The sequence below is a fragment of the Bacillus sp. J14TS2 genome (genome assembly GCF_018333015.1).
Taxonomy (GTDB): domain Bacteria; phylum Bacillota; class Bacilli; order Bacillales; family Bacillaceae_C; genus Lederbergia.
Genome location: NZ_BORE01000006.1, coordinates 236,563 through 261,312 on the forward strand (window position 1 = coordinate 236,563; position 24,750 = coordinate 261,312).

Annotated in this window: 21 protein-coding genes; 5 read left to right on the top strand and 16 right to left on the bottom strand. The window is 38.5% G+C overall.

Annotation, left to right across the window (positions count from 1 at the left end):
- Nucleotides 1–216: 216 nt before the first annotated feature.
- From KI375_RS11270 to KI375_RS11285, 4 genes are read left to right on the top strand one after another with little or no spacing between them, the layout of a single operon-like run.
- Nucleotides 217–1,203, top strand: coding sequence for a FecCD family ABC transporter permease (locus KI375_RS11270; protein WP_212973591.1), 987 nt, complete (start codon nt 217–219; stop codon nt 1,201–1,203).
- Between the two features lie 3 nt (nt 1,204–1,206).
- Nucleotides 1,207–1,986 carry an ABC transporter ATP-binding protein gene (locus tag KI375_RS11275; protein ID WP_212973592.1) on the top strand — a complete coding sequence of 260 codons (780 nt, stop codon included), beginning with the start codon at nt 1,207–1,209 and terminating at the stop codon, nt 1,984–1,986.
- A gap of 34 nt (nt 1,987–2,020) precedes the next feature.
- On the top strand, nt 2,021–2,530 hold the full coding sequence (locus KI375_RS11280; protein ID WP_212973593.1) for a pyridoxamine 5'-phosphate oxidase family protein: 510 nt from the start codon (nt 2,021–2,023) through the stop codon (nt 2,528–2,530).
- The gene (locus tag KI375_RS11285) at nt 2,527–2,943 is read left to right on the top strand and encodes a DinB family protein (protein WP_212973594.1); all 417 of its coding nucleotides are present in this window, start codon (nt 2,527–2,529) and stop codon (nt 2,941–2,943) included. Before KI375_RS11280 ends, KI375_RS11285 begins: the two co-directional genes overlap by 4 nt.
- 117 nt (nt 2,944–3,060) lie before the next feature.
- On the opposite strand, the gene KI375_RS11290 is transcribed toward KI375_RS11285, so the two are convergent.
- Together KI375_RS11290 and KI375_RS11295 are read right to left on the bottom strand one after the other, a co-directional pair.
- Entirely contained in the window at nt 3,061–3,627 is a 567-nt protein-coding gene (locus KI375_RS11290; RefSeq protein WP_212973595.1) for an NADPH-dependent FMN reductase, read from the bottom strand.
- Between the two features lie 3 nt (nt 3,628–3,630).
- A complete protein-coding gene (locus KI375_RS11295) occupies nt 3,631–4,698 on the bottom strand; it encodes an LLM class flavin-dependent oxidoreductase (RefSeq protein ID WP_212973596.1) in 1,068 nt (355 codons plus the stop codon).
- Nucleotides 4,699–4,844: 146 nt separating this feature from the next.
- Between KI375_RS11295 and KI375_RS11300 the strand changes: the two genes are divergently transcribed.
- A complete protein-coding gene (locus tag KI375_RS11300; protein ID WP_212973597.1) occupies nt 4,845–5,192 on the top strand; it encodes a winged helix-turn-helix transcriptional regulator in 348 nt (115 codons plus the stop codon).
- Nucleotides 5,193–5,456: 264 nt separating this feature from the next.
- Here KI375_RS11300 and lacZ read toward each other — a convergent pair whose 3' ends face one another.
- The 14 genes from lacZ to KI375_RS11370 form a co-directional block, all read right to left on the bottom strand.
- Nucleotides 5,457–8,585, bottom strand: coding sequence for a beta-galactosidase, LacZ type (gene lacZ, locus KI375_RS11305; protein ID WP_212973598.1), 3,129 nt, complete (start codon nt 8,583–8,585; stop codon nt 5,457–5,459).
- Between the two features lie 77 nt (nt 8,586–8,662).
- Nucleotides 8,663–9,487, bottom strand: a complete 825-nt coding sequence (locus KI375_RS11310; protein WP_244852548.1) for a carbohydrate ABC transporter permease — start codon at nt 9,485–9,487, stop codon at nt 8,663–8,665.
- Nucleotides 9,484–10,356 carry a carbohydrate ABC transporter permease gene (locus KI375_RS11315; protein ID WP_212973599.1) on the bottom strand — a complete coding sequence of 291 codons (873 nt, stop codon included), beginning with the start codon at nt 10,354–10,356 and terminating at the stop codon, nt 9,484–9,486. The genes KI375_RS11310 and KI375_RS11315 overlap by 4 nt, the downstream gene beginning before the upstream one ends.
- A gap of 129 nt (nt 10,357–10,485) precedes the next feature.
- Nucleotides 10,486–11,769 (bottom strand): ABC transporter substrate-binding protein, encoded by a 1,284-nt coding sequence (locus tag KI375_RS11320; RefSeq protein WP_212973600.1) that lies wholly within the window; start codon nt 11,767–11,769, stop codon nt 10,486–10,488.
- Between the two features lie 145 nt (nt 11,770–11,914).
- Nucleotides 11,915–13,702: a sensor histidine kinase gene (locus KI375_RS11325; RefSeq protein ID WP_244852550.1), complete on the bottom strand. Its 1,788-nt coding sequence runs from the start codon at nt 13,700–13,702 to the stop codon at nt 11,915–11,917.
- A gap of 196 nt (nt 13,703–13,898) precedes the next feature.
- The gene (locus KI375_RS11330; protein WP_212973601.1) at nt 13,899–15,440 is read right to left on the bottom strand and encodes a response regulator transcription factor; all 1,542 of its coding nucleotides are present in this window, start codon (nt 15,438–15,440) and stop codon (nt 13,899–13,901) included.
- A gap of 250 nt (nt 15,441–15,690) precedes the next feature.
- On the bottom strand, nt 15,691–17,094 hold the full coding sequence (gene gnd / locus KI375_RS11335) for a decarboxylating NADP(+)-dependent phosphogluconate dehydrogenase (protein ID WP_212973602.1): 1,404 nt from the start codon (nt 17,092–17,094) through the stop codon (nt 15,691–15,693).
- A 51-nt stretch (nt 17,095–17,145) separates the two neighbouring features.
- Nucleotides 17,146–18,504, bottom strand: a complete 1,359-nt coding sequence (locus KI375_RS11340) for a gluconate:H+ symporter (protein WP_212973603.1) — start codon at nt 18,502–18,504, stop codon at nt 17,146–17,148.
- Between the two features lie 34 nt (nt 18,505–18,538).
- On the bottom strand, nt 18,539–20,077 hold the full coding sequence (gntK, locus tag KI375_RS11345) for a gluconokinase (RefSeq protein WP_212973681.1): 1,539 nt from the start codon (nt 20,075–20,077) through the stop codon (nt 18,539–18,541).
- Between the two features lie 10 nt (nt 20,078–20,087).
- Nucleotides 20,088–20,804, bottom strand: coding sequence for a GntR family transcriptional regulator (locus tag KI375_RS11350; protein WP_280528643.1), 717 nt, complete (start codon nt 20,802–20,804; stop codon nt 20,088–20,090).
- 222 nt (nt 20,805–21,026) lie between these two features.
- The gene (locus KI375_RS11355; RefSeq protein ID WP_212973604.1) at nt 21,027–22,136 is read right to left on the bottom strand and encodes a PA2928 family protein; all 1,110 of its coding nucleotides are present in this window, start codon (nt 22,134–22,136) and stop codon (nt 21,027–21,029) included.
- A gap of 42 nt (nt 22,137–22,178) precedes the next feature.
- A complete protein-coding gene (locus KI375_RS11360) occupies nt 22,179–22,994 on the bottom strand; it encodes a S1C family serine protease (protein WP_212973605.1) in 816 nt (271 codons plus the stop codon).
- Between the two features lie 127 nt (nt 22,995–23,121).
- Nucleotides 23,122–23,487, bottom strand: coding sequence for a DUF2188 domain-containing protein (locus tag KI375_RS11365; RefSeq protein WP_212973606.1), 366 nt, complete (start codon nt 23,485–23,487; stop codon nt 23,122–23,124).
- 66 nt (nt 23,488–23,553) lie between these two features.
- On the bottom strand, nt 23,554–24,633 hold the full coding sequence (locus KI375_RS11370; RefSeq protein WP_212973607.1) for an AI-2E family transporter: 1,080 nt from the start codon (nt 24,631–24,633) through the stop codon (nt 23,554–23,556).
- Nucleotides 24,634–24,750 lie beyond the last annotated feature (117 nt).

Sequence of the window (24,750 nt, forward strand, 5' to 3'; positions counted from 1 at the left end):
GTCCTGTGACCACCACTAGAACATCGTGTTTGTCGAGATACCGGAGTACAAATGAGGATTAAAGGCTAAATCACGCCGTCCTGGTATAACGCCTTTGTGATCTATAAGGAAGCTCACTACCCGTCCGTGGAAAGCGAAGTATATTTCAAGGTAGTTCGGTTTTGTCTTTTTGTCTCAGCCTTAGGGCAAATTAGTTCATTAAAAGAGGGTTTAGACATGAAGTTAAAATTACATAATCAAACAATTGTCATAGTGACCTTTATTTTGGCAATTGTGGCAGGGGTCCTTGCTATTGGGCTTGGCAGTGTAAATATTTCCATTCCCGAGATTCTACAAACACTTTTTCAACCATCATCCACAATCCATGAAACGATCATATGGGATATTCGTCTCCCACGTGTTCTATTAGCCATGATTATTGGGGCAAATATCGCGATCTCAGGGGCCTTATTACAGGCCGTAATGGGAAACCCACTCGCAGATCCTGGACTTACAGGTGTGACAAGCGGGGCTGCCGTTTTTGTACTGATCATTTTCCTTGTTGCTCCTGAATATACATCTTTCATACCTGTGGCTGCATTTATTGGAGGACTTCTAGCAGCAACTATTGTCTACTCATTGGCCTGGAAAAAGAATGGGATCTCGCCAATCACCATCATTTTATCAGGAGTAGCGGTCAACGCTTTATGTGGCGGAGGGATTGGCTACTTATCGATTTTATATAGTGATCGTCTTCCTTCTGCCCTGCAATGGTTAAATGGGAGTTTGGCTGCGAAAGGCAATAATGCCTTATTTATGGTCTTACCTTATGCTCTTATTGGTTGGGTCTTATCTATTTTTGCCATTCGAAAGGCTAATATTATTCGGATGGGTGATCAAGTGGCCGCGAATCTTGGAGAAAATGTCCAGCGCATCCGTATATTATTATCCCTATTAGCTGTTTTCTTAACAGCCGTTTCAGTAGCAGCGATCGGAATGATTGGTTTCATTGGACTAGTCGTTCCTCATATTGCCAGATTACTAGTTGGCTCTAATTACAAGTATTTACTCCCGATGAGTATGGGACTCGGCGCTTTGGTCTTGCTTGTCGCTGATACAGGCGGGAGAACATTATTTTCACCAATGGAAATACCTGCTGGCATCTTAATGTCGGTCATCGGTGGACCTTATTTCTTATACCTCATGAGAAGGAGTGTGCTTTAATACATGCTTACAGTTGACTCCATTTCGATTCGCTATGAGAAAAAGACAGTGATTGATCAATTCTCTTTCTCCGTGCAAAATAGGGAAATTATGTCGATTATTGGGCCGAATGGTTCCGGGAAATCAACATTGCTCAAGGCCATATCTAAATATATCCCTTATCATACGGGGCAGATTTTTCTCGAAGGAAAAAACTTAAAATCATTACGCGCAAAACAAGTAGCTCGCACAATGTGCATGTTAAGTCAAAAAAACCAAGCACCTCACGATATGACTGTTATAGACCTGGTTTCTTATGGAAGATATCCGCATAAAAAGTGGTTTGAAAAACTGAATGATGAAGATATGGATATTGTTCATTGGGCTTTGGAAAAAACTCATTTATCAGGGTATAAAGATCGTATTGTTTCTTCCCTATCTGGTGGCGAATCACAACGAGCCTGGATTGCCATGGCCTTAGCTCAACGTCCTAAAATCCTCTTATTGGATGAACCAACAACCTATCTCGATATTTCACATCAACATGAAGTGCTGGAACTTGTTCGTGAACTAAACCAAGATATGGGCATGACAGTCATCATGGTGCTACATGATCTTAATCAAGCCGCTCGTTATAGCGATAAAATTGTTGTCGTACGCTCTGGCGAGAAAGTGATGAATGGGACTCCCGAATATGTGATGACAACGGGAATGATCAGAGATGTTTATCACATGGAAGCAGAAGTCGAATATGTGGCAGCGGAAACTAGACCGCGGATTCATTTATTAAACACGGCAAAGTAAAAGCAAGTACATACCAATTGGAGGTTCGTTATCAATGCCAAAAACAATTGATTTGCAAAAGCATAAGGAAAACTATTTGCAGTTTATAGAAAGCCGAAATACGTTAATTTTAAGTATGTTAGATGCTGATGGAAGGCCTTTTAGTAGTTGTGCGCCATTCGTGAAAAAAGCTGAAAAATTATATATATTCATCAGTCGCATCGCCGATCATTATCAGCTAATTGAAAAAAGTGAATATATTGATGTTTTGATGCTAGCAGATGAATCCGCTACAACTAACAAGTTTGCAACAGAACGAGCGCGTTGGAGCTGTATCCCGAAAAACATCGGTCTTGAAGGACATGAAGATATTTTTGCATTGTTTCATGCAACATACGGAGAAAAGATGATTGAAATGCTCCGTGGGCTCGATTTTTCCTTGTTTGAATTAACCCCCTTACAAGGACGCTATGTCGTTGGCTTTGGTTTAGCCTTTGATACAGATATCAATGCAAAGCGCTTTGATCATGTGGTTGTGGATAAAAAGAAGGAGGTTAGCAAATGACCTACGAAACTGTCTTACCGATTTGGAATGCCCTTCGTGAGAGATTTCAAACAAAAGTCGAGGCTATTCCTGAACAAGCTCTCTCTTTACAACTTGGGCAAACGAATGTAGGTGGATTACTTTACCATACAGCAGAAGTAGAGTTTATGTTTGCTGAATGGTTCTTCGGAAAAAAAACGACAGAAAAACTGTCAAAGCCCGAGCAGATGGAAGATTATATTAAACTTCTAAAAGCTTCTAATGACCACTTCATTCAGGCTATGAAGGAGCTTCCAGAAGAAGAATGGCAACAAAGCAAGGATTCTCCACTTGGCGACACGACGCCATTAGAAGCGGTTGGTCGACTCATGAACCATGCTGGCATTCATGCAGGACAAATTTCCCTTATTCAAAAATATGGACAGGAAGGTTAACGCAGTGCCTAACTACGGCTATTATAAGTGCTTTTTAAAGGATACTTATGAAGGAAGCTCACAAATGGAGCTTCCTTTAGCCACAGTCTCCAAGAGGAAATCTCCTAATTAAACTGATCAAAACCCATATTCAGCTTCTTTCGCTTCACGAATCTTTTCATAGGTTTCTGTCAATACAACTGTATCTTCTACCAAACGTTCAATTCGGAATAACACATCATCATTTATAATTTCTTTTCGCTGGAAATCTTTTTCTTCGATAAAGACATATGTCTGAACAAGCTGTGCTTTCATATAAGACAATATCGGCTTTAATTGTTGTTCAGGTATTAGATAGTGCTTTGTTGATCCTGCTGTTATGATCATGCTTACTACTTTCTCCCGAAAAGCGCTTATCGGAAGCAAATCAAAGATATTTTTTAATGTTGCAGGAATAGATGCTTGAAAAATTGGGGTTCCAATGATAATTGCATCTGCTTCCATAATTGTTTGCGCAACATATCTTGTATCCCCCTCGTATTCTAGATAATTTCGTCCGTCGCTAAATTCTACATTATAATCCGCTAGATCAATCACTACTGAATCAATATCAGGATATTTTTCTTCGAGAGTTTTGATGGTATAATCGATCGCTGTTCTTGTTTTTGCCCCCATTTTTGAGCCAGATACCCCAACAATTTTCACATTTCACACCTCTTCATTTTTAGCTGTATATTTCCGAATGGCTGGAAGAATTTCTGTACCAATGATCTCAATATTTTTCTTAACCTTGTCAAAGGGTACACCGCCAAAATCAATTTGAGCAATATATCTTTGGTGACCAAACATCTCATGTTGATAAAGTATTTTTTCAATAATTTGTTGCGGACTACCGATATTCATAATACTATGCGGATCGGTCCCTTGGGCAAACAGTTGCTTGGAAAAGCCCTGTCCATTTGTGCGCTTCATACCCTCGTTGATATGAGGATAATAATCTTGTAGAGCTTGTTGAGATGTCTCTGCAGCATAGAAAAAGCCGGCAGTCGCAACAGGTAATGCAGATGGATCAAAGCCATTCTGTCTAGCTGCTTGACGATAAGCATCTACTGTATGTTTAAAAACACTAGCTGGACCACCTAAATGCGCCATAAACATGGGTACACCAGCATAACCGGCCTTGATTGCACTTGCAGGGGACCCGCCAACTGCCCGCCAAATAGGTAGCGAACCATTCTTTGGACGTGGAAGGATTTTTGCATTTTTTAATGGAGCCCGAAATTCCCCGCTCCAATTGACTATTTCCTCTTCATTCAATTTCCGCAATAACTCAAACTTTTCTTCATATAATTCTTCATAATCACGAAGATTATATCCGAGCAAATCAAATAATCCTACTCTAGATGCCCTGCCCGCAATAATTTCCGCACGCCCATTTGAAATTAAATCGATCGTTGCAAAATCCTCATAGACACGAACCGGGTCTGAAGTACTGATAATCGTCGAGGAACTGCCAATTTTTATTGTATCTGTCGCTTGAGCAATGCTTGCCAGCACAACAGTGTGGGCTTGAGTGGCAAAATATTCTTGATGACTCTCCCCTACACTAAAAAAATCGATCCCTGCCTGCTCAGCTAATTTTGCATATTCGATTATTTCATGAACACGTTCACTAGCTGAGACTCTCTCGCCAGTTAAAGGATTTGGCAGATGATCACCTAATGTATAAATCCCAAATTCTAAGCCATTATGGGGATTGATGCGATATGTTTCCATTTATTTTTTCACCTCAATAATGATAATTCATAAAAGATTCTTTTTGTTTTATCCTCGCTATGCTATTGTAGTTGATAATGACTATAAAGAGAAGTACGCACTTATAAGATACATAGTATACAATTGGATACTAAGGAGGAGAACCTATGGAAAAAATTCCAGAAGAATGCCGTGTTGAAGATGCTCTTAGTATTTTAGTTGGGAAATGGAAGCCGATTATTTTATTGCATTTATTACAGGAAGGAACAAAACGTTTTAGTGAACTTAAACGTAGTATGCCTGGAATTACTCAGAAAATGCTCACAAAGCAACTGCGTGAATTAGAGGAAGAAGATATTGTAGAACGTGTTGTATATCCTCAAGTCCCTCCAAAGGTTGAATATTCTGTGACTGAATATGGAAAAGGTCTAGAGCCTATTTTGGAAGCGATGCATGAATGGGGGACCAAGCATACACAGCATAAGAAGCAAAAAGTAGATCAACAAAACGCATAAAAGCGCATTTTGTTAAGTCAAAAACACACTTAAGCTTTAAGAAAAGCAGCTCGTAAACGCCTAGCAAAAGCTCGTAAGCAGTGAGTCATGACTCGTAAGGGGGCAAATGCCTACTACAGCAGTGCTCTTGGAATGGATTAACCTAGCTTTTGCGCTAAAACAAAAAGGGATATCCAATTGATGTGCACCCCAGAAGTTATACGAAATAATTCTAACTTCTGGGGTGCACATCACAATCAACTTGTTGGATATCCCTTTTCTATATTATTTTTCAATCGGTTTTAGTTTAAATTGATAGTGATAGGTTTGATCAGCATATAATGTGAATTCTGGATGTGTTTTTTGACTCCAACTATCATCGCCGCCTACACCCATTTGTTTATAATTAACCCGAACAACGGTTTTATCCGTTTCCGGTAGTTTGTATGAGTGGCTTGCTTCTTCAAGCTCTGATGGCAGGTATGGAAGAACGTTTACTTCTATTCTAGGCATGCCAGTGATTTTCAAACCTCTTCCCTGTTCATCTGTTACAGAAGCCCATCTGATATCTGTTTTATTCCCACATTCTTGTGGTTTAAGATAAGGAACATATTGGTCCTTTACTTTTCCTTGATAGAGACCAATCTTGGCACTTTTATTCTTATCCCAATAGTTTTCGTGCGGCCCTTTTCCATACCAATCCATGTTGTCAAATTTCTTATCCATCGTAAATAGCATGCCTACTTCAGGGATTTCTGGTAAGTTCTCTCCCGGAATTAATGTAGTATCAACAACTATCTCTCCGGATTGATTGATCGTATAGATTACTTCAACAGTTGATTTAGTTAGAGTCGGTAATTGATAGTTTACGGACACAATAGCTTGATTTTCAATCGTTTCCATTCCAAAGCTTTGAACTTTTCGATTCGCTCCAGCTTCCCTCCATGTTGCACTACGCTCGTCAAGCTTGCTCCCTTTATCATTGTCTGTCATCGCTCTCCAGTAGTGAGGATGTAATGGTGACTTCAACAATTCTTCACCGGCAAATTGATAGGATACTAGATCGCCTGTTTCTTTTTGAAAACGCACTTTAAAGTTCTCACCCTCAATATCCCATTCAGTTGTTCCTTCTTCGACTTGTAAAGATCCATATTGAGCAGCTTCATCCTCAAGTGGATGTCCACGAAGGATAAATTGCTCAAAAGCAACCTCATGCCCTATCTCTGCCCAAATAGATGAATCTTTGGTTAAAAGACGAATGGTTAGAATGAGTTCCCCTTCTTCCTCAATCTCATCTGACTTAGTATTAAGTTCAATATTTTTCGTTTTCAGTGGGGCCACATCGATATCGACTTCCTCAGCCCTAACTTGTTTTCCATCTACTAAAACTTCATAGCACAATGTATACTCTTTTAAATTAGTGAAAAGATTTTTATTCCAAATCTGAACGATTCCTTTCTTAAGATCGACTGCTTTAAACTCAACATTTTGATAGCATTTTTTCACTTCAACTAGCTTTGGTGTAATGGTACCGTCTGCGAAAATAAGACCGTTTCCAGAAAAATTCCCATCATGCGGCGATTCTCCAAAATCTCCTCCATAGGCTAAAAATTCAATACCATCCGCTGTTTTGGTTCGTAAAGCTTGATCGCGCCAATCCCAAATGAATGCTCCTTGCAGAATCGGATACTGATCAAATAGTTCCGTATATTGATATAAATTTCCGTTCGAATTTCCCATCGCATGGCTATACTCACATATTATATATGGCTTGGCCGGTTGATCTGAAGCCTCTGCTTCAAGGGCATATTTCTCTACTTCAGCAGGTGCCTTATACATTGTACTCTCAATATCAGAAGCTGCATCAGACGGACGATAATGGAATACGCCTTCATAATGAACTAAACGAGTTGGATCATTGTCTTTAAAAAATTGGTACATCTTTAAAAAGTTATCGCCGCCAAAGGACTCGTTTCCTAAGGACCAGATAATAATCGATGGATGGTTTTTATCGCGTTGGAACATCGAATTGCAGCGATCTAACACATTCTCTGTCCACTCGGGCTTACTACCGGGAACGGTATCCTCAAGCTCCTTCTGCCCATATCTCCAAGTCCCATGTGTTTCTAGATTGTTTTCATCAATCACATATAATCCATATTGATCACAAAGCTCATACAAATACGGGTTATTAGGATAGTGAGAGGTCCGAACCGAATTTATGTTGTATTGTTTCATTAATTTAACATCATGAACCATATCCTCATAATTGATCGCTCTGCCTTTGTCTGCATGAAACTCATGGCGGTTCACACCTTTAAACACGATACGTTCCCCATTAATTTTCATTAAGCCATCTTTCAACTCAAATTTACGGAAACCGATTTTACAACTGACTGCCTCTAGTATATTGCCCTTATCATCCTTTAGATACAAAACGAGTGTATATAAATTCGGATGTTCTGCACTCCATTTGCGCGGATTTTCAATAAGAACACTCGTATGTATCTCACGCACATCTTGCTGATCAACATGCAGCTCAAGTAAAGCAGGATTCTTCATCACTTGCTGCTGATTGTGATCATATAGCTCCGCACCAAACGTAATATTTGCCTTTCGTTCCTTTACATAATTATGAATCTTAGCTTCAATATTCAATTCAGCATCATGATACTGGTCGTCTAAATCCGTCTGAACAAAGAAGTCTTGAATATGGATCACTGGCGTCGTATAAAGATAGACATCTCTAAAAATCCCGCTCAAACGCCAGAAATCTTGGTCCTCAAGCCAGCTTGCATCACTCCAACGATAAACCTCGACAGCAATTTTATTCTCGCCTTCTTTTAAATAAGGAGTGAGATTAAATTCCGCTGGTGTGAATGTATCTTCACTATAGCCCACAAGCTCCCCATTCACCCAAACATAAAAGGCTGACTCCACACCGGCAAAATGAATATAGACGGGTTGCTCTTGCCACTGATCGGGAACTGTAAACGTTTGAATATATTGGCCAACTGGATTATACTTCGTCGGTGCAAATGGTGGTTCAATATCCTCGGTTTCGCTCCAAGGATAGCGTACATTTGTATATTGAGGATAGTCATATCCTTCTAATTGCCAATGAGATGGCACTTGAATCGTGTCCCAATAACTACTATCAAAATCTACTTGATAAAAATCTAAAATTCTCGTTTTCGGCGTTTCAGAGAAAGAAAACTTCCATTGTCCATTCAATGATTGATAATTATTAGAAGCTTGTCGTTGCCCCTGCACAGCCTCTTCCACTGTATCGAACGGCATCAGTGTAGCATGGGCCTCACACCGATTCAATTGAAAAATTTCCGGATTATTATTCCACTCTGGATAGCCATTTTTCGGCGGTGTGTAGTGAAATTTCTCTGCATTTTTTAACATGACCTAACCTTCTTTCTATGGGGCCTGTCCCCCACCGGGGTAATGCGTTAATACAGTGGGGGTCAGGCCCCGAATTTTTACTTCACTGATCCCATCATACCAGCCACGAAGTGTTTTTGCATTAGGAAAAATACTAAGGCTGTTGGGAGGGTACCAATTACGATTGCCATCATAATTACGCCAAAATCTGGTGAGTATCCTGAACCCAAGTTAGAGATAAGCAGTGGGATTGTTTGTTTTTCAGGTGATTGTAAAACAACTAAGGGCCATAGATAATTATTCCAGCTATTCATAAAGGTAATAATTGCAGCTGCTGCATAGGCTGTTTTCATGGAAGGCATAAAGATCCGGAAAAAGACTCCTATTTCCGACAGTCCATCCATGCGCCCAGCTTCTACCAATTCTTTTGCAAACATTTTTGTATTTTGCCGAAAGAAAAAAATAAGAAACGCCGTTGTAATGGTTGGTAAAGCAGCCGCTGCTAATGTGTCAATTCCAATCGATGGTACTGTTGTTGAAATCCCTCCAAACATCCGATAGAGTGGAACCATTAAAGCTGCAAATGGAATCATCATTGATAACAACAAAACATTAAAAAGAACATCCTTCTTTTTGCTTCGGTAAATTTCAAATCCATAGCCTGCTAATGACCCAATAATCAAAGCCATAATAGTCGTACCAATCGCGATCAGCGCCGAGTTCGTTAAGGCTGTCCCCATATCAGCTGTATCAAATAGATTTTTCATATTTTCAAATAAGTGACTTCCTGGGAGCAAACGGCCTTTCGCTACATCACTCGATGTATTGGTTGCACTAATGATCATCCATAAAAATGGAAAAATAGAGATGAATGCAGCTATCGATAAGAAAAAATACGCTAAAACTCTTTTAATTATAGTCACTTTCGATCACCTGCCACTTTAAATTGTAAGGCTGAGAATAGGACAATTAAAATGACAATGACAAAGGAAACAGCTGCTGCATAGCCAAAGTCAGGAGTATATTTAAAGGATAAATTATAAATATATTGAGAAATGGAAACCGTCGCATTTCCTGGCCCGCCTTTTGTGATATTCATAATCTCATCGAATAATTGAAGTGTTCCAATCGTTGACGTAATCGATGTAAATAGAATAATCGGTTTTAAGACTGGAACAGTAATCTTTGTAAAAACTTGGAATGCATTTGCTCCGTCCATTCTCGCAGCTTCATAGATCGATTGATCGATATTTTGTAAACCTGATAAATAGAAAATCATATTATACCCTGTCCAACGCCATGTAATCGCAATAATAATGGTCACTTTTGCTAATAGTGGATCCGTTAACCATTGTATCGGTTCTGATATTAGCGAAATACTTAGTAAGAATTGATTGATAATCCCATCTTGCCCAAACAAATACTTAAAAATTATCGAATAGGCAACAAGTGAAGTTACAGTTGGTAAAAAGATTGCTGTGCGGAAAAATCCCTTAAGTTTTAATTTCGGATCGTTTAGTAATACTGAAAAAATCAAAGCTAAAACAATCATAATTGGAACTTGAAAGATCAAATAAATAAATGTGTTTTTTATGGCGGCAATAAAGGTCGGATCTCCAAATAATCGAGCGTAATTATTCAATCCAACAAACTCTAAATTATTACCCATCCCTGATTTAAAGGATAAAATGAAAGCTTGAATCATCGGATAAAAATAGAATAAGACGATGAAAAATGTAGCTATTAAAACAAACGACCAACCAATCGTATGATTCCTAAATCTATTACTCATTATTCTCACTCCTCGTCTGGAAAAGCGCTAGCGCCTGAAAGGAAGAGTAGCTTAGCGCCGGTTCCAGTACAGAATCATTTTTTCGGACAACCTCTTATTACAAAGCGGTTGTCCGTGGCTTCTGTAAAATTATTTTAACTGCGCTTCCGCTTGTTTTTGCGCATTACTTAGCACTTCATCGATCGCTTGCCCATTCAAGTAATTTTGCATTTCGGCCACAAGAATATCTTCAATCGCATAAGTGTGCATGCCATAATTCACCCCAGGAATTTCCTCCATCCATTTTGAAAAATCTGCGACCGTTTCCTGTCCACCAAAAAACTCATTTTTTTGTTTGTAAGCATCACCTTTTGCAGCAGGTATGTATGTGCCAATCGCTCCAATCTCTGAAACAAGATCTTGATAGAAATCCTCATTGGATCCGAATGTATTGGCAAGTAACTCAGCGGCCTTTTCTTTTCCATCAATATTTAAAACATAAAAAGAACTCCCGCCTAGATTTGAAGCATTCACAGCATTGGGAACATTTAATCTAGGAATTGGAACAACGGCCCATTTTCCAGATTGCTCTTCTTCAGCTGTAATACTTGGTGTAATCCAGTTTCCTTGAGCAACAGTTACAACTTTCTCCTCACTAATCGCAGCTAATAATTGGCTGAAATCTGAATGAATACCTGCAAGCTCTTCATCAAGCATTGTTTTATAGATACGAAATGCGTCAGCCATCACTTCATTTCCTTCAAGATTTGGGGTTGTTCCATCCTCTTTCAAATACCATTCTCCTGCTGTCTGGATCATCATCCTAATCGTCCCTAAATCATTGGGATCAACTGTTAGCATTTGTTTTCCTGTTTTCTCTTTTATTTTCTTGCCCATTTCGATGAATTCATCCCAAGTAATGTTCGTAAAGTCCTCTACTGTATATCCAGCTTTCTCAAGCATATCTGTCCTCACATATAATCCCGCTACACCGGTATCAAATGGGAGTCCGTATATTTTTCCATCTAAACTAGCAGATTCAATTTTATATTTTGCAAAATCGTCTGAGTTGAAGTAGTCTGACAAATCATAGAAGGCATCTGGATACGCTTGCAAAAAGCTTTGTGCACGATAATCCTCAATTAGTACAAGGTTAGGCATCCCCTTCATGGTTCCGGAACTTAAACCTGTGTTCAATTTTGAAACAATATCAGGTTGTCCACTCTCAATAATATCTAAGTTGATCTCTTCTTCGCCGGAATATTTCTCTTCCGCAAGTTTCAGAGCGGCAATATTAAAATTAGGATCCCAGGCCCATGCTGTAATCGTATTAGGATCTTTCTTCCCGTCTCCCTCTGACTCTTCTTTAGAGCCGGAACTACATGCAGCTAATACTACTAAACTAGCAATAAGAATAAATAAAATCTTCTTCATCTTTTAAACCTCCTATTAATTGAAAGCGATTACCCTCAATTAAAATTCTAGCACGCGCAAAAAAAGACCGTTAGAACGATCTTTAGATAAAGGTTTTACTTTATTTTGGTATTTTGTAAGCGGATTCTATTTAATTGTATTTTTTTTAGATATTTGCATTATTATTGGGTTTTATAACAGGAAGAGTTATTCTAACTCTTGTTCCTTTTCCTAATCTACTGTCGACCTCCAAACCATATTGTTCTCCATATAAAAGTTGAATTCGTTCTTGAACATTGTGAATTCCGATGCCAGAAAAGAAATGGCGTTTTCCTTTTGCTTTTGGAAGGTTTTCCTGAGATTCTATTTCCATTCCATCCCCATTGTCAACGATTTCACAACGCAATACTCCCTCATTTTGAGAAATAAGCAATTGAATATATCCCTCTTTCTGATGATTGAAACCATGAAAAAAAGCATTTTCTATAAAAGGTTGAATCATTAGCTTAGGAATTTCATGCTTTAAACATTCCGGTGAAATAAAATAATGCACTTTTATTCTATTTCCATAGCGCATTTGATTAATATATACATAATTTTTCAGATTATTGATTTCTTGCTCCACTGTATTTGTTTCACTGATATTCCCAATTGTATTTTGAAGTAACGATATTAATGCATGGATGGTTTGAGTTGATTTTTCTCGATCTCCTTGTTGAACCATAAACTTCACGGATGCTAATGTATTATATAAAAAATGCGGGTTAATTTGCTGTTGTAGGGCCTCCAACTCTGCATTTCTTTGCTTTTTTTGCGTTTCCATCAATTGTTCAACGTACTCGTGGAGTTCATCCAACATATAATTAAATGATTTTGCAAGTTTTTTTGTTTCATAACTTCCCGTCTCCGTTACGTAAAAGTCAAAATTGCTTTTACCCATACCGGAAATTTGTTTCACCAACCCTGATAATGATTTCGTCATTCTCCGTGAGATAAGAAAAACAATACAGACTGCAAGAAAAACAATAGTAGCGCTGATAAGGACTATTGTTTTTTTGTCTACTAAATTCTTTTTGATATTTTCGCGATCGATCAAATTAACAAGATACATATCAAAGGTCGGTACATATCGTGAAAACAATAAATAGTCCTTCCCAAATACATTGATTTGTTTAAATTCTAATTCATTATGCTCAATCGTTTTCACTTGTTTCAGTAGATTATCTTCCTCTTGGCCAATCAAATCCCGTTTATTACTTGAGACAATCTTGCCCGTCTGATCCATTAGATACACATCATTACCATTTCCTGTATACCTTGAATACATCTGTCTAAAATCATCTTCTCGCAATGATACATACATAACACCATAAATATGATTCTTAGAGCGATCCATCAATGCTTTAGTTGCGACAATCAGAGGGACTGTAGCATCTTCAGGATCTGCTGATGCATATTGATAGAGGATCTGGTTCGGGTTTTTATATGTATTTAATGTGATCGGGTGCTGACGTAATGTTTCCGCTTCAATAGGCCACTTCACATAATTGGTGGAAAAGATGCGCTGATTCTCTCCCATGATCACAATATTCCCTCCATCATGATTCAATAATGAATCATAATAATTCATCTGTTGTTTAATTCTATAAGTGGCCTTTGCCAAGACAATCGGTTCATTATCGCGATCGGTCAAATAATTTTTAACCGCTCCACTTTGTTGAGCTTGATGAATAGCGGAAGCGGTAGAAAAGCTATAACGTTCGAAATTCGCGGTGACTTGTTCCATCACTTTTACATTCGTTATACTAAATTGATTTATAAATAGCTTTTCAGACATTTGGATCATGGCAATGGTGATACAGATCGACACTGCCACAATACTTGTCACCATCACAAGAAACATTTTAAAAAATAAACTATTCCTTTTAAATTTGCCTATATAATCTCTCATCATGTTTATCCATTCCTATACCCCGGCCTGAACGCCAGCTTAGATTCGCCTAAAGGATAAAGTGACAGTGTTACTTTATCGTGCTTTTATCCCGGTGCAACCGTCCGTAAGACCCCCACTTCAAGACTAGGAATTTTCAAATAAGTCTAAGTGGGGGATGAAGACCCCCCTATTGATGGCAGTCTCGCTTTATTGTCCCTTACCCGAGGGAGATTTTCCGATATTTACTAGGCGACATTCCTGTCATTTTTTTGAATACTTTACAAAAATAACTATGGTCTGAATAGCCTACAAATCCACTGATCTCTGCAATGGAGACATTTTTGTTTTCCAAATAGGCTTTTGCTTTATCTATCCGAATTTGATTAAGGTATTCATTAAACCCAATTCCATGATGCTGACTAAAATAAGTCGATAAATAGGATGGGTTAAAATGAAAATGATCCGCTAAATCGCTTAGACTTATTGGTTCCGTATAATGTTGATCAATATAGCTGAGTAATTGTGGCATATTGGATTGGTTGTTCTCGTTCATTTGCGAAGCAGCCAAATGGTGGACTTCTTCTAAAAACGAGCTGAAATAGCTTATGGCGTGCTCAACGTCGTGCGCTTCATTAAGCAACGCAAAATATTGATATTGATCTTGTTGCATTTTATTGATATCAAACTTTAAACCCTCCAAAACAATCGTAATGTTAAAAATAATATTGCCTAAAGTCGATTTAAAATCATTTTCAGTCATCGTATATTTCCCAGAAATGTATTGGGTATATTGATTTAGCTCTGCGAAAGCCCTTTCGAAGTCAAAGCGTTTAAATAAATCTATGACATGATTTAATTCAAACCTGCTGTCCTCTGTTACCGCTGGCAATTCCCTCAACATAAAAAAGCTTTGATTTGGAAAATAAAATTGATAGTCTCTTAAGCGTTTGAGGTCGTCCTGATAATGCTGCTTCAATTCACTTATTTCTGTAAATGGTTCTCCTAGTATCCACACGATGGACTGGCCAGATCTTTCTCCCTTTTTTGCTGTCTCCTTAATCTTTCTTGCAAGAGCTAAAAATCCCCCCATATCGGTATTCACGACATACGAGCAATGGCGATCCTCTAACAAAATCGGATAATAAAATAAACCAGCTAATAAATGAGACAATTGCTCTGTGATATGCTTTTTCTTTTTCTGGGCATCTATCTCTAATTTAAGATCAATTCCCACTATGCAAAAATAACTTTTCGGAAATGACTCATACTCTAATTGTTTCTGATCGATCGGTTCATGGCCAGCCATCAAATGCTGAATCCATTCTTCCATTGTTATAATTGATTGTTTAGACAAGCCCACAGCAAAATTGGGCAATCGACGTAATGCCTGTTTAAGCGCTCTTAATAATTCCGTACCTTCTAAATTTGGCTTCAGAATGTAATCAGCCACACCATTTTGAAAGGTCGAACGCACATAATCAAAGTCACTAAAGCTACTTAAGATTATTACTTCAATCTCTGGGTAGTCTGCTTTCACCTTTTTGGTCAATTCGATTCCGTCCATTATCGGCATCACAATATCCGTAATAACAATATGGGGATTTTCCTTTTTAATAATTGCGAGAGCTTCCTCACCATTTGAAGCCTCTCCAATCATTGTAAATCCTTCCTCTTCCCAATTCACATAATGCTTAATTCCTTGCCTAATTAACACTTCATCATCAACAATCAGTACCTTACATCGTTCTTGCTCAACCATTTTCTATCCTCTTCCTTGTCTCCCATATTAATTGTAAAGGTATCCAACATTATATCACTTATTGTCGAATTCTTTTATCGATACCGCTCTATCATTGTTGATGATACCATCCGAAAACACTTTATAAGTTGATGTTTCTCTAACACAAGTAAGATACTGGCTAACCAAAGCAAAATCCCTCTTTACATATGCCTTGGATCATCAACCAAAGCATATGAAAGGGGGAATCAGATTTTCATCTTGCAATTCTCTATAACCAGTCCGAATGAAAGGTCCCTTCCTTATCCACTCGTTCATACGTATGAGCACCAAAATAATCTCGCTGCGCTTGGATAAGGTTAGCGCCACTTTCGGAAGAGCGATAGCCATCGTAGAAAGATAATGCGGCACTGAAGCATGGTAAAGACAAGCCATTTTCAAAGCCTTTGATGACAACCTTTCTTAAGGAAGATTCAAATTGATTCGCTTTTTCCATAAAGAATGGTGTTAACAATAAATTGGTGACTTCTTGATTTTCCTTATATGCGTCACTAATGTCATTGAGGAAGTCAGCTCTAATAATGCAGCCGCCACGGAAATTTAAGGCGATCTCCCCTAGGTCCAGTGCCCAATCTTTTTGCACGGAAGCTAGTTTATATTGGTAAAACCCTTGGGCATAAGCACAGATTTTCCCCATATATAAGGCCTCTTTGACAAGTTGAATCCACACTTCCTTATCCCTTTCACCTGCTACAAACTCAGGGCCTGTTAAATGCTGCTCCGCATAGGTCCTTTCTTCTTTTAAAGAAGACAAATATCGAGCGAATACAGATTCCGTCAGAATTGAGGATGGTACACCCAAATCTAATGCATCCTGGCTTGTCCATTTTCCCGTTCCTTTTTGACCAGCTTTATCTAAAATCACATCAACCATTGGCTTACCTGTCTCTTCATCTATTTTTATCAAAAGCTCAGAAGTAATGTCCATTAGATAGCTCTTTAACTCAACTTCATCCCATGACTGGAATACTGTGGCAATCTCCTGAACGGTTAATCCAAGCTTTTTACGTAAAAATAGATACGCTTCGGTAATCAATTGCATGTCCGCATACTCAATCCCATTATGCACCATCTTCACATAGTGGCCAGAACCTGCAGGACCAATATAAGTACAGCATGGTTTTCCATCGACTTTTGCCGCGATTTTTTCTAGGATTGGTGCTACTTGTTGATAAGCAACTGGATTTCCACTCGGCATAAGCGCAGGGCCATGTAAAGCCCCCTCTGCTCCACCAGATACCCCGACACTAATAAAATGAAAGCCTTGTTCCTCTAATTGCTGATATCTTCGGTTAGAATCATGGAAATCAGAGTTTCCCCCATCCATAATAATGTCACCTTGATCTAACAAAGGCACAAGTGATTGAATGACTGAATCTACAATCGGTCCAGCTGTCACCATTATAAATATTTTACGTGGCTTCTCTAATGAATCAACAAAGTTTTCTAATTCAAAATGTGGCATCACATCTGGATGGGAATATCCATCCACAAAAGCTTCTGTTAAATCCGGCGTATAGTTAAATATGGAGACACGCTCCCCGTGATGAAGCATATTTTTAGCTAAATTCGCTCCCATTACACCTAATCCATAAACGCCAATTGTATTTTTCACTGTTCGATCCTTCCTTTACATGTGCATATTCAAAGTAGTTTTGTACGCCCTCTAAACAAACAAATTTATCACCAAGACACCGACTAAGCCGACTACTGAAATAATCGATTCTAACGATGTCCAAGTTGCAAATGTTTCCTTTAAATTTAACCCAAAGAATTCCTTAAACATCCAAAACCCTGCGTCATTAACATGAGATGCGATCAAACTACCAGCACCTGTCGCCAACACCATTAAAGCAGGGTCCACCCCTGTCCCTTGCATTAATGGAATCACAAGACCAGCTGTGGTAAGGGCTGCAACCGTTGCGGAACCAAGAGCAATTCTTAGTATCGCTGCAATGAGCCAAGCTAATAATAATGGTGACATTCGGCTATCTTCAAAAAGGACTGCAACTGCATCTCCAACCCCACCATCAATTAAAACTTGTTTAAGTACACCTCCACCGCCAATGATTAAAAGCATCATACCAATCGCCTTAATTGCTTCTTCAGCTGATTGCATAACTTGCTTCATTGGTATATTTCGCTTTATCCCCATTGAATACACAGCTATTAAAACAGATATTAATAACGCCGTCGTTGGTTGTCCGATTAATTGGATGATCCTGAAAACTACATTATCAGATACATGGGCAAGATCTTGAATTAATTCGACAATCGTAGAGATTGCCATAAGTAAGACTGGAAATAGTGATGTTAAAACACTAATACCAAAACCTGGTGTATCCTTTATATCAAATGTCTTTATTTCTCCCAAGGAATCAAGATTTCCCTGTTTTTCAAAAGAGTCTGGAATAACTTTTCGAATGATTTTTGTGAATAGCGGGCCCGCAATGATGACTGCTGGAATAGAAATAATCGCCCCATAAATTAAAACCATACCAATATTCGCTTCATATTGTTGCGCAATAACCGTTGGTCCTGGATGAGGTGGTAAAAATCCATGTGTCACCGATAAGGCGGTTGCCATTGGAATCCCTAAGTACAATGAGGAAACCTTTAATTCCTTCGCGATTTGAAAAATAATTGGAATTAATAATACGAGACCTACTTCAAAAAATAGTGCAATCCCAATAATAAAAGATGCAATGACAACAGCCCACTGGATCTTCTTTTCTCCAAATTTATCAATCAATGTCACGGCAATACGCTGTGCTCCTCCCGCATCTGCCACCAATCTTCCGAGGATTGCCCCAAACCCAAAGATTAATGCAATACTTCCGAGAGTTCCTCCCATCCCCGCTTCAATGGACTCCACAATTTGGTTTAGTGGCATCCCTAATGCCAAAGCTACAAGGAAAGCTGTTATAATAAGAGAGATAAAGGTATTTAACTTCAACTTCGTAATCAAGAGTAATAAAATGAGTACTCCTAATGCCACAATCAATAGTGGAAGTAGATGTTCCATGTTGTTCTTCCCCTTTCTGATCTGCTATAGACAGTTATTCTTCATAATGGTTCATTCTCGTTTGGTATTGGGCGATTTTTTCGTACTCTCCATGCATCGCGCGCGAAATACTAAGAAAAATTGGCATTAATTGTTGATATTCCTTTGTGTGCTCTGAAATCGGAATATGCCTATGACTTGTTCCAACTAACTCTTCAACAACAGCAAACGAGTCGATTTCTCCTAGGGCATACAAGCCTAATAAGCAAGCTCCAAGGCAAGACGACTCATAACTTTCTGGAACAACCACGTCCTGATCAAAAATATCAGCCAGCATTTGTCTCCATAGAGCTGATTTAGCAAATCCACCCGTTGCTTTTAACGATGTGACAGGCTCGTCCATCACTTCGACTAAAGCTAAGAAAACAGAATATAAATTAAAAATGACTCCCTCTAAAGCAGCCCGTATCATATGTTCCTTTTTATGGCTTAATGTTAATCCTATAAAAGATCCCCGAACATTTGCATTCCATAACGGTGCCCTTTCACCTGATAAAAACGGATGGAATAATAAGCCGTTCGCACCTGGTTGAACCCGGCTGGCTATTTGTGTCAGAACATCATATGCGTCCATCCCTAAACGTTTAGCTGTTTCCACTTCACTTGCAGCTAATTCATCACGAATCCAGCGTAAGATCATCCCGCCATTATTAACAGGTCCCCCAATCACCCAATGATCCTCTGTCAAGGCATAGCAAAAGATCCGCTCTTTTGGATCTGTCTGTGGTCTTGGGATCACCGTTCGAACAGCACCACTTGTTCCAATCGTAACAGCGACCTCTCCCTTTTCTAACGCATTTACACCGATATTTGATAACACTCCATCACTTGCCCCAATCACAAACTTGGTTTCTGGCAAGATATTCATCTTTTCGGCGCATTTCGGGTCACATCCTGTTACAATTTCCTTTGTTGAAACAAGACGTGGTAATTTCTCTTCTGAAATTCCTGCCACTGCCAAGGCTTCTTGATCCCATTCCAGCGCCTGGAGATCCATCATTCCCATGCAGGATGCAATAGAATGGTCAACAATATATTGATGAAAGAGCTTGTAAAAAACATATTCTTTAATCCCGATATACTTTTTCGTCTTACGAGAAATTTCCGGGCAATCCTGCTCAAGCCAAGTAATCTTACAAAGTGGTGACATCGGATGGATCGGTGTACCTGTTCTTCGATAAATTTCATGGCCATTCCATTCCTCTTTTATTCTCTTTACCCATTTAGCGCTTCGATTATCAGCCCAGGTAATACAATTTGTTAATGGTTGATGATTCTCATCCATTGCAATCACACCATGCATCGCACTACTAAAAGAAATAAAAGATAAATTCTGCGGATCTATTGCTGATTTCTTCATCACATTTCCTATCGAAAAAAGAACCGCCTGAAAAATCTCTTCTGGATTTTGCTCAGCCGTTTCACTATCAGGCGTATATAAGTCATAACCATTGTTTTCTATCGCTAGTATTTCACCTGTTTCACGATACAATACAGCTTTTGTACTTGTTGTACCTATATCTACACCCAACATGTATTTATTTTTATTCATGATACATGCTCGCTCTCTTTAGAAATATTGGGTTACTCCATAAATCATCTGATTGTTTGTGGACATCGTTAAAGTTTTTATAAAAAGCTTCATCCACTAATCGTTGATCTTTATTCTCAATTGCTTTGATCAGCCATTCATGATTGTGAATCACACGTTTAAAATCGGCTTTATTTTCCTCCATCCGATGTCTCATTGACAATAAAATAAGACACTCCATGATGGGGCGCAAATTAGCCCATAGGATTTCAATATGTCGGTGCTGGATGGATGTAATGATTTTCTCGTGAAATTCTACATCCCTAAAGGAAAATTCATCGGCATCCTCATATTTAACTGCAATTTTCATCATTTCTAAAATCTTATTTAATTGTCTATTTAAGGAAACCGTTTCAAACTTAAGTAATTTTTTAAAAACAAAAGACTCAATGATAATTCGGATATCATAAATTTCATCTATATCTTGTTCTGTAAGACCAATGACCTTAGCACCCATTCGTTGCTGCTCAACCAAGCCTTCCTTTTCTAGTAACTTTAACGCATCACGAATCGGCGATCGGCTCATATTATATTCCTGAGATAATTTATTTTCAGATAGGATCGCTCCCTCTTGGACATCCTTCGATATAATGCGCATCCTTAAATCCGCCATCACCCGCTCACCTAGTGATGAGTCTGCTAATCTATTTTCCGGATAAAAGCTTTTCACTCCTTCACCTTCTTCCCTGTATAGTTGTATACAAGTATACTAACATAATGAATTTAAATTGTATAATCGTTAGAACTTGATTGTTCCCACCATAAAAAGCGCAAAAAAAAGAGAGCGGCATCCCGCCCCTTATGGGTAAATACATTTTTTGTATTTCTAACAAAACTGTTTTTTCTCTCATTTATTCTTTTTGTATAATTTTTCAATATAATTTTGGAATGTTTAATTTTGATAGACAGGGATATTCCAACGCAAATGATACCTCAATATTTCTTTTCCCGTCTTTTTATCTAACAATATAAACTCATCACCCGCTTGGATCGCATAATAGCTTTTTAATACTCGAAGCCCAGGAACCTTTTGTTCTGCATTCACAGCACCAATATTTTCTTCAAACAAAATACGGTGTTCGTTCATGTCATAGAGAAATATCATTCGATTTGCACTTTCTCGCTTTGTTTCTTGATATGTAACAATCGCTGTTTTGTCCTGCGGATTCACATCTAACACATGAACTCCTAAATTTTCAAATGATTGAATGGCAGGCTCTGCCAACAGATCGCTCATCAACTCCTCGATCTCTTGATACTCTTCCTTCTCTATATGTGAATCAAAGTCATTCGGCAAATCGGAATCCAAGGAAAAACGCGCAGAAAGGAGATTTTCTGCTTCACTATCTTCGCTTAAATTTTTCCCGTCAAACTGGTAGTACTTTCCGTCAATTCCTTCTAAATAAAGTTTATTTTGCCAGACCATTAGATTGTATGTACCCTGATCAAGAATATCTATTAAACTTTTATGCTTCTGTGCAAATTCCTTCTTGGATAGCTCTTCTTTCCCCGTTTGAATGTTTAAAAGAGATAATTTCCCTACTTCTCCATCCCGATGATGAATAAGAAGCCCTCCCATAAAAGGACCAATGATTGTCTCCTTACCTGAAGACGAGTTCGTCCATTGCTTCTCACCCGATTTTAAATCGATTGCGATAATCTGGTAATGAGAAATGAGCTGAGTAATACCATTAGATGTGCCATTATTTTCAGTCCCTCTAACCATTTGGATAGCAATGTTTTGCGAATCATCTGCATAAACTGGTGATACAGCATTAATTGGAAAGCTTCGGCCAGCGAGCCCGAATACAATCATCACAAAACTACTGAAAAAAGCATACGAAATAAAGGCAATTACAAAAGCACCAACACGTCGATGTTTAAACATAATAAATAATAATAGTAGAATTCCTACACCTATCACGATCGCTAAAGTAATATCGTGACGAAGCCACCCATTAAAGCGCCACGAATAAAAATATCGTTGAAAAAAATTCTCCAATCCCATTCCTCCCGCTATATTCTTACAATCAAAGCTTCCTCTTTACTGAGTAACAGCCTGATACAATTCGATTGGAATAAATAAGCCCACTTTTCCATATTCGGAAGGCTCCATTGTCGCAAAGATCACCCCTATTACTTCTCCCTTCTCATTCAGGACTGGACTCCCACTGTTTCCTCGATAAACCGGAGCCTTGATCATCACGACTTCCTCTTCCCAATCTGGTAATTTGGTCGAATCGATAATCTTTCCTTCATTGACAATCCCATGGAAACGAAGTGGGTTCCCAATGAACGTAACTGGCTCCTCTTGATACCATCTTGCTTGTTCAGCTACTTTTAAATATGGCAATGATGTGCCCTCCACCTTTAATAAAGCAAGATCAATTTCTGGGTGAATGTCTGTGACCTTCGCTTGGAATATACCATTTTCTGGAAAAGCAACTGTCACTTCCTCGTTTCCTTCAATTACATGATAATTGGTCAAAATCTCCCCATCACTTGAGATGGAAAATCCTGTTCCTTTGCTTTCTTCCGTTGTAACAGTGACAACTGATTTTTTATACATCTGAATCTGTTCATCCTGTGATAATCTTGCTGATACGCGCAAAAATTCTAAAGCTGGGATGGAATATGTTTGAAAGACAAACGAAAATGTACTTAATAGAAAAACAACGACAATAAGTGTCAATACCCATTTATGTATACGCCGAGTAGGTGGGGGATGTTTGTTTTCTTGCTCTTCTTCTAAAAGAACCTCGCGCTGGGCCTCGCGGATCAGTTCAGCCATTTCCTCTTCATCAATGTCTTCTATTAAATGGCGATCCGGACCGTCAACCTTTTTTTCTTCCTCCTCCATCTAGTTCCACATCCTCATTTTATTGATCCATCATTCATTTGTAGTCTTCTATTTCTAACATTCTTCCATTATTAATGAAGCCCCTCTACAATTTATTTGGTAGAGGGGCTTCTTAAAGCTGAATGGATCACTTATACAAAGTATCTTCTAATGAACCATCTGCACGGTAAATAAAAAGAATGCCATCATGGTCCGTAACATAAGGTTTCGCTTTATCAAGCAAATCTTCCTTATTATCTTCTTTAAAAATGGCTTGTTTCTTCCCTGCCTGTAGCAGTTTCCATGAATCGCCCTCATTTTTTACCTTATAATGAACCCGATTTTTGGCATCATCTTCATAATATTCACGTGCTTGTGTCAAGCCAATTGAAATCGCTCGTCCTTCTTCATAATTTTCTCGCAAAAGAGCATTGCCAATTTCAATCGCTTTATTACGTACCTTGGCAGTTTCATTTTTAAAAGCTGCTGGATAATCACTTTTTGTCCACGGCATATGAATTCCTCCTTAAGTTTTTCATATCCCAATTGGACTTTTTCAAACCTCCTATTTCCTTAAATTCTATACATCTTTCGTGGCTGCACTCTTTATTTTAATACGCTGTTCGTAAACATTGTAAATCACTACTTTAGCAACAGCATAGACCGGGATGGCAACGATGATCCCAAGAAAACCGGCAATATTTCCTGCTGCCAAAATAATCGTAATTACGGTTAATGGATGAATATCAAGCGTTTTTCCCATCACATTTGGTGTAATAAAGTTACTATCCGTTTGTTGTGCCACTAAGGTAACAATCGCGACGCCGATCACTAACTTTGGATCCTGCAAATATGCGATGATCAGAGCTGGTGTTACAGCGATCCATGGCCCAACGAAAGGGATCAGATTCATGAACAAGGCGAAAATGGCAAGCAGCAAGGCATATGGCACGCCTAAAATCATGTAACCGATCCAGATTAAGGCGGCTAAAATTGTACTGATCAAAAGTTGCCCTTGTATATACGAACGCAACACCTTATCAATATCACCTATCGTTTTTTTAATCCATACTCGCCTTTCCCCGGAAAAGAAATTATAAATAATCGGCGCGAATTTCTCATGATCTTTTAACATAAAGATATAGAAAAATGGAACTAATATCAGCAAGAACATCGCCTGGAAGAACGATTGTAAAAATTGGACAATCCATATTCCAAATTTCATTGCAACAGATTGAAGGGAATTTGCTGCACTATTGATCGATTCCTGCAAGTTTTCAGGCAAATTATCCTTTTCCTGTAAAAGCTTGTCTTTTATGTCATCTAGTTCTTTTGTAATTATAGGAGCATTGTCAACTAAAGCATTGACTTGCTTTGTGATCGGCGGACCAATGATTGCCACGAAAAGCCAAATAAGTAAAACAAGACCAACCAAAATAATGATGATACTACCCCAACGTGGAACTTTCCGCTTTTCCAAAAATCGTTGAACAGGTTCTGTCATGTAATACAATACGCCGCCCAGTAATAGGGGCAGGATAATCGCTTTAACAATAATCACGACAGGTGAAAAGATAAAGCTGATTTCCATGAAATATTTAATGATTAGAATCGCTAATAATATACCGACCCCTACTTGAAACCATAGCTTCTTTGTCAAATCCTCACTTCCTCATGCGAAAATAATACTCTAAGTATACGTTTAATTACGGACCATGTCGAAGAAAAGTTTCAAACTAATAATGGATTACATTGGATAATGTGAGAAATCACGATG

What these genes read in the sequence shown, in the direction of transcription:
- KI375_RS11315 (WP_212973599.1), bottom strand. Translation starts at nt 10,356, where the DNA reads ATGAGTAATAGATTTAGGAATCATACGATTGGTTGGTCGTTTGTTTTA.
- KI375_RS11285 (WP_212973594.1), top strand. Translation starts at nt 2,527, where the DNA reads ATGACCTACGAAACTGTCTTACCGATTTGGAATGCCCTTCGTGAGAGA.
- KI375_RS11300 (WP_212973597.1), top strand. Translation starts at nt 4,845, where the DNA reads ATGGAAAAAATTCCAGAAGAATGCCGTGTTGAAGATGCTCTTAGTATT.
- gntK (WP_212973681.1), bottom strand. Translation starts at nt 20,077, where the DNA reads ATGTTGGGTGTAGATATAGGTACAACAAGTACAAAAGCTGTATTGTAT.
- KI375_RS11270 (WP_212973591.1), top strand. Translation starts at nt 217, where the DNA reads ATGAAGTTAAAATTACATAATCAAACAATTGTCATAGTGACCTTTATT.
- KI375_RS11340 (WP_212973603.1), bottom strand. Translation starts at nt 18,504, where the DNA reads ATGGAACATCTACTTCCACTATTGATTGTGGCATTAGGAGTACTCATT.
- KI375_RS11275 (WP_212973592.1), top strand. Translation starts at nt 1,207, where the DNA reads ATGCTTACAGTTGACTCCATTTCGATTCGCTATGAGAAAAAGACAGTG.
- lacZ (WP_212973598.1), bottom strand. Translation starts at nt 8,585, where the DNA reads ATGTTAAAAAATGCAGAGAAATTTCACTACACACCGCCGAAAAATGGC.
- KI375_RS11330 (WP_212973601.1), bottom strand. Translation starts at nt 15,440, where the DNA reads ATGGTTGAGCAAGAACGATGTAAGGTACTGATTGTTGATGATGAAGTG.
- KI375_RS11325 (WP_244852550.1), bottom strand. Translation starts at nt 13,702, where the DNA reads ATGATGAGAGATTATATAGGCAAATTTAAAAGGAATAGTTTATTTTTT.
- KI375_RS11365 (WP_212973606.1), bottom strand. Translation starts at nt 23,487, where the DNA reads ATGCCGTGGACAAAAAGTGATTATCCAGCAGCTTTTAAAAATGAAACT.
- KI375_RS11295 (WP_212973596.1), bottom strand. Translation starts at nt 4,698, where the DNA reads ATGGAAACATATCGCATCAATCCCCATAATGGCTTAGAATTTGGGATT.
- KI375_RS11320 (WP_212973600.1), bottom strand. Translation starts at nt 11,769, where the DNA reads ATGAAGAAGATTTTATTTATTCTTATTGCTAGTTTAGTAGTATTAGCT.
- KI375_RS11360 (WP_212973605.1), bottom strand. Translation starts at nt 22,994, where the DNA reads ATGGAGGAGGAAGAAAAAAAGGTTGACGGTCCGGATCGCCATTTAATA.
- KI375_RS11280 (WP_212973593.1), top strand. Translation starts at nt 2,021, where the DNA reads ATGCCAAAAACAATTGATTTGCAAAAGCATAAGGAAAACTATTTGCAG.